General features: G+C 72.4%; 5 protein-coding genes and 1 pseudogene. 5 read left to right on the forward strand and 1 reads right to left on the reverse strand.

The features are described 5' to 3' along the window. Positions 1-140 precede the first annotated feature (140 nt). Both ACFTQE_RS19190 and ACFTQE_RS19195 read left to right on the forward strand, forming a co-directional pair. Positions 141-3293 (forward strand): glycosyltransferase family 2 protein, encoded by a 3153-nt coding sequence (locus ACFTQE_RS19190; protein ID WP_376926572.1) that lies wholly within the window; start codon positions 141-143, stop codon positions 3291-3293. Continuing rightward, on the forward strand, positions 3283-4755 hold the full coding sequence (locus tag ACFTQE_RS19195; RefSeq protein WP_376926573.1) for a DUF5719 family protein: 1473 nt from the start codon (positions 3283-3285) through the stop codon (positions 4753-4755). The genes ACFTQE_RS19190 and ACFTQE_RS19195 overlap by 11 nt, the downstream gene beginning before the upstream one ends. Positions 4756-4797: 42 nt before the next feature. Here the strand turns inward: ACFTQE_RS19195 and ACFTQE_RS19200 are convergent, their stop codons facing one another. Next, positions 4798-5241: a hypothetical protein gene (locus tag ACFTQE_RS19200; RefSeq protein ID WP_074259402.1), complete on the reverse strand. Its 444-nt coding sequence runs from the start codon at positions 5239-5241 to the stop codon at positions 4798-4800. A 63-nt stretch (positions 5242-5304) separates the two neighbouring features. Between ACFTQE_RS19200 and ACFTQE_RS19205 the strand changes: the two are divergent. The 3 genes and pseudogenes from ACFTQE_RS19205 to ahcY all read left to right on the forward strand — a co-directional run. Next, a pseudogene (locus ACFTQE_RS19205) lies at positions 5305-5484 on the forward strand (DUF3499 family protein); the annotation flags it as partial. A gap of 32 nt (positions 5485-5516) precedes the next feature. Further along, a complete protein-coding gene (locus tag ACFTQE_RS19210) occupies positions 5517-6965 on the forward strand; it encodes a phosphomannomutase/phosphoglucomutase (RefSeq protein WP_376926574.1) in 1449 nt (482 codons plus the stop codon). A gap of 49 nt (positions 6966-7014) precedes the next feature. Then, on the forward strand, positions 7015-8496 hold the full coding sequence (ahcY, locus tag ACFTQE_RS19215; protein ID WP_376926575.1) for an adenosylhomocysteinase: 1482 nt from the start codon (positions 7015-7017) through the stop codon (positions 8494-8496). Positions 8497-8624: the final 128 nt, after the last annotated feature.

Raw genomic sequence — 8624 nt, forward strand, 5'->3', positions numbered from 1 at the left:
CGGCGAGCTCCGCGCTCGTGACCCTCCATGTTCGAGACGGCGAAGCGTCGCCTCGAGGCATCCAGACATTCGACCGGATTTTCGAGGCACGCCCGCATCGGTGACGGATGCCGCGGGGTGTGCCGCCTAGGCTGACCCCGATGTTCCCCAGAGTCACCGCCGTCCTCGTCGCACATCACGGTGGCGACCACCTCAGACGCTCCCTCGAAGCGATTCGAGCACAGGGTCGTGCTCCAGACGCCCTCGTCGTCGTCCTCACCGAGGCCGACGCCGAAGCGCGCGAGATCGCAGCGGCCTCATCGCCGACGCATATCGTGGAGCTCTCCCAGCGGCTCTCGTTCGGCGACGCCGTGCGCGCCGCGGACCGGGTGCTCGACGCACCGGCGTCCGACGCCGATGCACTGTGGCTCCTCGCGGAGGACACCGCACCGGAGCCCGATGCGCTCGAGCGTCTCGTCGCGACCCTCGAGACGGCGAAGTCCGTCGCGATCGCGGGGCCCAAGCTCCGCGAATGGGACGACCCCGACCGCATCGCGACCTTCGGCCGGACGATCACGCGATTCGGTCGCAGCGTCTCGCTCGTGGCGGGCGAACTCGACCAGGGCCAGCACGACGGTCTCAGCGATGTCCTCGGCCTCGACCCGGCCGCCATCCTCGTTCGCCACGCGGTCTGGCGCGAGCTCGACGGATTCGACCCGGCGCTGCCGACCGTCGACGACGCCCTCGACTTCTCGATCAGGGCGCGCCTGGCCGGCCACCGGGTCTCGGTGGTGCCCGACGCCCATGTGCGGTTCGCCGGTGACGGGGTCGTCGGGCCGCCGTCCGATCCCCGCGCCCGAGCGGCCAGACGACGTACTCGCGCGTCGCGGGCGGCTGCGTTGCACCGCCGGCTCGTATATGCGCCCGCCGTCGCCGTTCCCGTGCACTGGTTGAGCTTCCTGCCGCTCGCGATCATCAGGTCGATCAGGCTGCTGCTCGTGAAGTCGCCCGGAGCGATCCTCGGCGAGTTCGCCGCGGCACTCGGAACGATGTTCTCGGGGATGCGCGTGCCCCGCGCCCGGCGTCGGCTGAAGGCCGCGCGGACGACGGGCTGGTCGGCGATCGCACCGCTTCGGATGACGCCCGACGAGGTGCGCCGGCGTCGACAGCACGCCGCCGAGGAGCGGCGCGCGAGAGCGCGGGGCCGGAAGCACGAGCTGCAGTTCATCGGAACCGGCGGCGGCTGGGTGCTGCTCGTCTCCATCGTGGCGAGCGTGGCCCTGTTCTCCTGGCTGCTCGGTGCCGGAGGGCTCAGCGGCGGCGGCATCCTGCCGCTCTCGAGCGGTCTCGACGAGCTGTGGCACAACGCGGCCTACGGCTGGCGCGACATCGGCGCGGGCTTCGTCGGTGCCGCCGACCCGTTCGCGGGCGTGCTCGCGGTGCTCGGGTCGATCACCTTCTGGGCGCCGTCGTTCGCCCTCGTGCTGCTCTGGCTCGTCGCGGTGCCGGTCTCGACGCTCGGTGCATGGTTCGCCGCCTCCCGGCTGACCGAACGGGGCTCGGTGCGCGCCGTCGCCGCGCTCGTCTGGGGGCTCGCACCTCCGCTGCTCGTGGCGCTCGGCGACGGTCGTCCCGGCGCCGTGCTCGCGCATATGCTGCTCGGCTGGCTCGCCTTCGCCGTGTTCGGTGCGGCGACCTCGTGGGCCGCGGCGGCGACCGCCTCCCTCCTGTTCGCGGCCGTGGTGGCCGCGGCCCCGAGCCTCGCACCGGCACTGCTCGCAGCATGGCTCATCAGCCTCGCGGTGAGCGGACGCGCCGCGGTCCGCCTCGCGGGCCTGCCGCTGCCGGCCTTCGTGCTCTTCGCACCGCTCGTGTTCGAGCAGTTCGGTCGCGGCACCCCGATCGCGCTGCTCGCCGATCCCGGACTGCCGCTCCAGAGCATCGTGCCGTCGTCGTGGCAGCTCGCGCTCGGATTCCCGGGGGCACCGTGGGGCGGCTGGCCGGAGCTCCTCGGCAGCGGTTCCCCGATCGACCCCAAGCTGGTCCTGACGCTGCTCGTCGTGCCGTTGATCGTGGCCGCGCTCGCCGCGGTGCTCGCGCCCGGGATCCGGGGGGCGGTGCTCAGCCTCGGCGTGGCGCTGCTCGGCTTCGCGACCGCCGTCGCCGCCGGACACGTCGCGGTCGCGGTCGCCGGGCCCGCCGCGGTGCAGCTCTGGACTGGGCCCGGCCTGAGCCTCGCATGGCTCGGGTTCGTGCTCGCCGCGGTCATCGCGTTGAACGCCGTGCGCCGGGGCGGTGCCGTGCTCGCATGGCTCGTCGCCGCGACGACGATCGCCGCGGTCCTGCCGACGGGGCTGGCGATCGCGACCACCTCGACCGCGGTCGCCCCGGCCGCCGAGCGCACCCTGCCGGCATTCGTCGGCGCCGAGGCCCAATCGGATCCGCGGGTGACGACGCTCCGGATGCAGCCCGAGGTCGACGGCAGCATCCGGTCGACGCTCGAGCACGGAACGGGAACGACCCTCGACGAACAGTCGACGCTCGAGCAGACCCTGGTGGAGATGAGCGAGTCGGAGGCGCAACTCGCGGAGATCGCGGGCAACCTCGCCTCCCGCAGCGGTTTCGATCCGGATGCCGCGATCCGGGAGTTCGGCGTCTCGTTCGTGCTCCTCGCCCCGCCCGTCGGCGACGACCGCGAGGCCGAGGCGACCGCGAACCGTGCGCGCTCGGCGCTCGACGGCAACTCCGCATTGATCGCCGTCGGCGAGACCGATTTCGGCACGCTCTGGCGGTTCGCCGCCGCCGAGCCCGACGCACCGGCTGCGCAGATCCCGGCGAACGCCGGCGGAGCGTTGACCGGACTGATCACCGCCGCGCAGCTCATCGTGCTCGGCGCGACGCTCCTGCTCTCGATTCCGACCGGGGCCGGGCGCGAGGCCGATCGACGACCCGTGCGGCGCCGCCCGCGGAAGCCCGCGAAGGTGCGGAAGAAGCCTGCTGCTGACGAAGCGGCCACCGACACCGACGACACCGGCGACACCGGCGAGGCCGTTGAGGCCGCTGAGGCCGGCGAGCCCGGTGAGGAGCGCCGGCGCGCTGAAACGAGCGAGTACGCCGCCGACGGCGAGCCCGACGAGGTCGACGAATCGGCGGGTGATCCCGCCCCGGCATCCGAGGCGCCGGACGAACCCGTGACGCATGCATCGGAGCCTCCGTCGCCCGACGACGGGACGTCGCCCGACGAACCGCTCCCGCCCGCGGCATCCGACCGAGACGAACCGACCGAGACGAGGGGAGACGACGATGTCCGCTGATCGCGCACGCACCTTCGCCCGCATCGGCGGCCGCGCAGCCGCGTTCCTCGTGGCGGCCGCGCTCGCGGTCGCGGCGCTGGGAGCGGCCGCGCTCGTGCCATGGCCCGAGCACCGGGTGATGCCGCCGTCGCTGGTCGTGCAGCCCGCGGAGAGCCGTCAGCAGCGCGTCTGCCCCGGCCCGCTGCTCACGCTCGCCGATGATGCCGCAGCCGCCACGACCGCGTCCTCGATCGGCGAGGCCGAGATCACCGTCGGCGCCGAGCCCGATGACGCCGAGATCACCGAGACACCGCTCGACGCACCGGGCAACCCGCGCGCCGACCGCGACGGAACCCCCGTCGTGATCGAGGTCGAGCCCGGCACCGTGGATGCCGGCATGATCGCGGGGGCCCAGTCCCAGTCGGCCGGCACCGAGACGATCGCCGGGTTCGCGGCGACCGCCTGCGCCGAGGCGACCGCCGAGTCCTGGCTCGTCGGCGGTGCGACGACGCTCGGCCGTACGAGCCTCGTGACCCTCGCGAACCCCACCGACGTCGCCGCGACGGTCGACGTGCGCGTGATCGGCGAGACCGGTGCGGTCGAAGCGGGCTCGGCGCTCGGCATCATCGTGCCGGGCAAGAGCCAGCGGGTCGTCTCGCTCGCCGGCCTCGCCCCGAACATCGCCTCCCCGGTCGTGCACGTCACGAGCACCGGCGGCACGATCGCCGCGACGCTCGAGCAGTCGGCCGTCGACGGCCTCGCGCCCGCCGGCGTCGAGTTCACCGGTCCGGCGGCGATGCCCGCCGATACGCAGATCATCCCCGGATTCGTGGTCGCCGAGACGGGCGGCATCGATCCCGCCGACGACCATGCGGAAGGCGACGCGTTCCCTGCGGTGCGTCTGCTCGCCACGGGCGACGATCCCGTCGACGTCACGATCGGGCTCGTTCCCGAGGCGGGCAGTGCCGACGGCTCCACGATCGAGGCGACCCTGCAGCCGGGCCGGGCGACCGATGTCCCGCTCGGCGTGCTCGAGGCCGGCGCGTACACCGTGCGCGTCGAGGCCGACGGACCCGTCCTGGCGGCCGCCCGTGCCTCGATCAGCGTTCCGGCCGACGAGACGCCGTCGGCGGCGGCGGAGGTCGCGTCAGCGGGCGACTTCGCCTGGACGGTGTCGACATCGCCGCTGCTCGACGATGCGGTCGTCGCGGTCCCCGACGGCCCCTCGCCCGTCCTCCACCTCGCGAACGAGGGCGAGGGCGAGGCCGAGGTGCAGCTCACGCTCGACGGCGAGACGCGCGCCATCACGATCGACGCGGGCGGGGCGGCATCCGTCGAGGTCGATGCCGGCTCGATCGTCACGCTCGCCGGAGTCGCGGGGGTGCACGCCTCGGTGTCGTTCAGCGACGTGGCCGAACTCGCCTCGTTCGGCGTGCAGCCGCCCGGGCCGCTCGACGCGCCCATTCGAGTGTTCCCGCGCTAGGCGGAGCCGGCGCGCCACGCGGCGCGCCGGTGGGGGCGGCGCTCAGAGGTGGCGGTACCGCCCCGGCGCCAGCTCCCACGGGTCCTTGCCGAGCAGGTCGGCGATGGCGCGGAAGACGCAGCTCTCGATGAGCAGCTTCTCCTCGCGCTCCTCGCCCTCCTGCAGCCGCAGGAAGCGCACGATGGGCAACCGGTAGAAGACGATGCGGCGTTCGTCGTGGAAGACCTTCCACCGGTCGACGTGATCGTCGTGGATCGCCTCGGCCGGCCCCTGCGCGACCTCGAACACGACGCCCTCGAGCTCGGGCCAGAGCCCCCGCAGGTACGCCGCGGTGGTTCCGACGGTCACGTCGAACTCGTCGAGGCGATTGTGGAGCATCGGCAGGTGCGGCCCGGTGACTGCCGAGCGGAGCCCGCGGCCGTGGCGGTCGCGGGCGAGCCGTCGGGGCGAGCGCGGCTCGGAGGCGACGCGGCGGGAGCGGGGCATACCGTCCATCGTACTGAGTCGTATCCACCGAACGGCCGAGATGCTCGCTACTCTTGTGGAGCCATGAGACGTTGTTCGCGCACTGCCTGCGCTGCCGAAGCGGTTGCCACGCTGACGTTCGACTATGCCGATTCGATGGCGGTGCTCGGCCCGCTCGCGGCCACCCGCGAGCCCCACGGCTACGACCTCTGCGCGAGGCATGCCGAGCGCACGTCGGCGCCCGTCGGCTGGCAGGTCGTGCGGCACGTCAGCCTCGGTGAGGTAGGTTTCAAGGCATGAATTCCGCTGCAAGCGCCGAGGCACGAGCGCGCCTCGATGCGATCGTGAAGGCCTACGACGTCCGCGGAATCGTCGGCGAGGGGCTGACCGCCGAAACGGTCGAGGCACTCGCCGCGGCGTTCGTCGACGAGGTCGGCGCGGGCGGCGGCCGGGTCGTCGTCGGTCACGACATGCGCGACTCCTCGCCCGGGTTCGCCGAGGCGTTCGCCCGCGGCGCGGCAGCCCGCGGTGCCGACGTCGTCTCGATCGGGCTGTGCTCGACCGACGAGAACTACTTCGCATCGGGGTCGATGGACGCGCCCGCGGCGATGTTCACCGCGAGCCACAACCCGGCCGCCTACAACGGCATCAAGTTCTCGCGCGCCGGAGCGCAGGGCATCTCGCTCGACACCGGCCTGGCCGCGATCCGCGATCGCGCCGTCGACTACCTCGAGCAGGGCATCGCGCCCGTCGCCTCGACCGGCGCCGTCTCGACGGTCGACGTGCTCGCCGACTACGCGGCCCACCTCCGCTCGCTCGTCGACCTCAGCGGCATCCGGCCACTCAAGATCGTGGTGGACGCCGGCAACGGCATGGGCGGGCTCACCGTGCCGGCCGTGCTCGGCACGGCGGCGGCCCTCCCGGCCCTGCCCCTCGAGATCGTCCCGCTCTACTTCGAGCTCGACGGCACCTTCCCGAACCACGAGGCGAACCCCCTCGACCCCGCGAACCTCGTCGACCTGCAGCGCGCCGTCGTCGAGCACGGCGCCGACCTCGGACTCGCGTTCGACGGCGACGCCGACCGCTGCTTCGTCGTCGACGAGCAGGGCGGCGCGGTCGACCCCTCCGCCGTGGCGGCCATCGTGGCGCTCCGCGAGATCGCGCGCGTGCAGGCGCTGGGCGAAGCGGATGTCTCGGTGATCCACAACCTCATCACCTCGCGCTTCGTGCCCGAGTCGATCGAGGCAGCAGGGGCGACGCCCGTGCGCACCCGGGTCGGCCACTCGCTCATCAAGGACCAGATGCGCGCTACGGGCGCCGTCTTCGGCGGCGAGCACTCGGCGCACTACTACTTCCGCGACTTCTGGAGCGCCGACAACGGCATGCTCGCCGCCATGCACGTGCTCGCCGAGTTCGGTTCGCAGGCGGCCCCGCTCTCCGAGATGTCGACGCGCTTCACCCCGTACTCGCTCTCGGGCGAGATCAACTCGGTCGTCGACGACGTGCCGGCTGCGTACACGCGCATCGTCGAGGCGTTCACCGATCGAGCGGAGTTCGACGAGCTCGACGGCCTCACGGTGACGGGCGTGACGGCCGGCGACGAGGCGTTCTGGTGGTTCAACGTGCGGCCCTCGAACACCGAGCCGCTGCTTCGCCTGAACGCGGAGGGCGGGGATGCCGCGACGATGGCGGCCATTCGCGACGAGGTCCTCGCACTCATCCGCGAGAGCCCGCGCAGCGCCTAGCCCCTTCACGCGGAGGATCGCCCGGAGCCGAACTGGCACAATGGTTCGCATGACCACGCTGCCCGCGACCACCGCCCTTCCGTTCAAGGTCGCCGACCTCTCGCTCGCCGAGGCCGGTCGGCACCAGCTGAGGCTCGCCGAGAACGAGATGCCGGGCCTCATGTCCCTCCGTGCCGAGTTCGGCGAGTCGAAGCCGCTCGCGGGCGCCCGCATCGCCGGCAGCCTGCACATGACGGTGCAGACCGCCGTGCTCATCGAGACCCTCGTCGCGCTCGGCGCGCAGGTGCGCTGGGCGAGCTGCAACATCTTCTCCACGCAGGACGAAGCGGCGGCCGCGATCGCCGTCGGCCCCGAGGGCACCGTCGACGCACCGGCCGGCGTGCCGGTGTTCGCGTGGAAGGGCGAGTCGCTCGAGGAGTACTGGTGGTGCACCGACCGCATCTTCGACTGGTCGGCGGAGGCCACGGCGTCCGGCGCCGACTGGATCGGCCCCAACATGATCCTCGACGACGGCGGCGACGCGACCCTGCTCGTGCACCGCGGCCGCGAGTTCGAGGCGGCCGGCGTCGTCCCCGCTGCGACGGATGACGCGAGCCACGAGTACCGCGTCGTGCTCGACACCCTCCGGGCGAGCCTCGAGCTGAGCTCCGACCGCTGGACGCGCATCGCGGAGGAGCTGAAGGGCGTCACCGAGGAGACCACGACCGGCGTGCACCGCCTCTACGAGCTGCACGCGGCGGGCGAGCTCCTCTTCCCGGCCATCAACGTCAACGACTCGGTCACGAAGTCGAAGTTCGACAACAAGTACGGCATCCGCCACTCGCTGCCCGACGGCCTGAACCGCGCGACCGACGTGCTCATGGGCGGCAAGGTCGTGTTCGTCGTCGGCTACGGCGACGTCGGCAAGGGTGCCGCAGAGGCGCTTCGCGGTCAGGGCGCGCGTGTCATCGTCTCGGAGGTCGACCCGATCTGCGCGCTGCAGGCGGCGATGGACGGCTACCAGGTCGCGCGCCTCGACGACGTCGTCGGTGAGGTCGACATCTTCGTGACGTGCACGGGCAACAAGGACGTCGTGCGCGTCGAGCAAATGCTCGGCATGAAGCACCTCGCGATCGTCGCGAACGTCGGCCACTTCGACAACGAGATCGACATGGCGGCGCTCGAGTCGCTCGAGGGCGCGGTGCGCGTCGAGATCAAGCCGCAGGTGCACGAGTGGCGGCTGCCGACGGGGCGCTCGATCCTCGTGCTCTCCGAGGGACGCCTCATGAACCTCGGCAACGCCACGGGGCATCCGTCGTTCGTCATGTCGAACTCGTTCACGAACCAGGTGCTCGCCCAGATCGAGCTGTGGACCCGGCCCGAGCAGTACCCGGTCGGCGTCTACGTGCTGCCGAAGCACCTCGACGAGAAGGTCGCGCGACTGCACCTCGATGCGCTCGGCGTCGAACTCACCGAGCTCTCGCCCGAGCAGGCCGCCTACATCGGCGTGCCCGTCGACGGCCCCTACAAGGTCGACCACTACCGCTACTGAGACGGTGACGGATGCCGCGGCTCGTGGCATCCGTCAGCCCGGCGTCAGCGCTCGGGGAAGCCGGGCGGCGTCGCCGTGAGCACCGGCGCGAGCGACGCCATCCGGGCGTCGACGAGCGCGAGCGCGAC

It is taken from the genome of Agromyces sp. NPDC056965 (assembly GCF_042673425.1).
In the GTDB taxonomy this organism is placed as follows: Bacteria; Actinomycetota; Actinomycetes; order Actinomycetales; family Microbacteriaceae; genus Agromyces.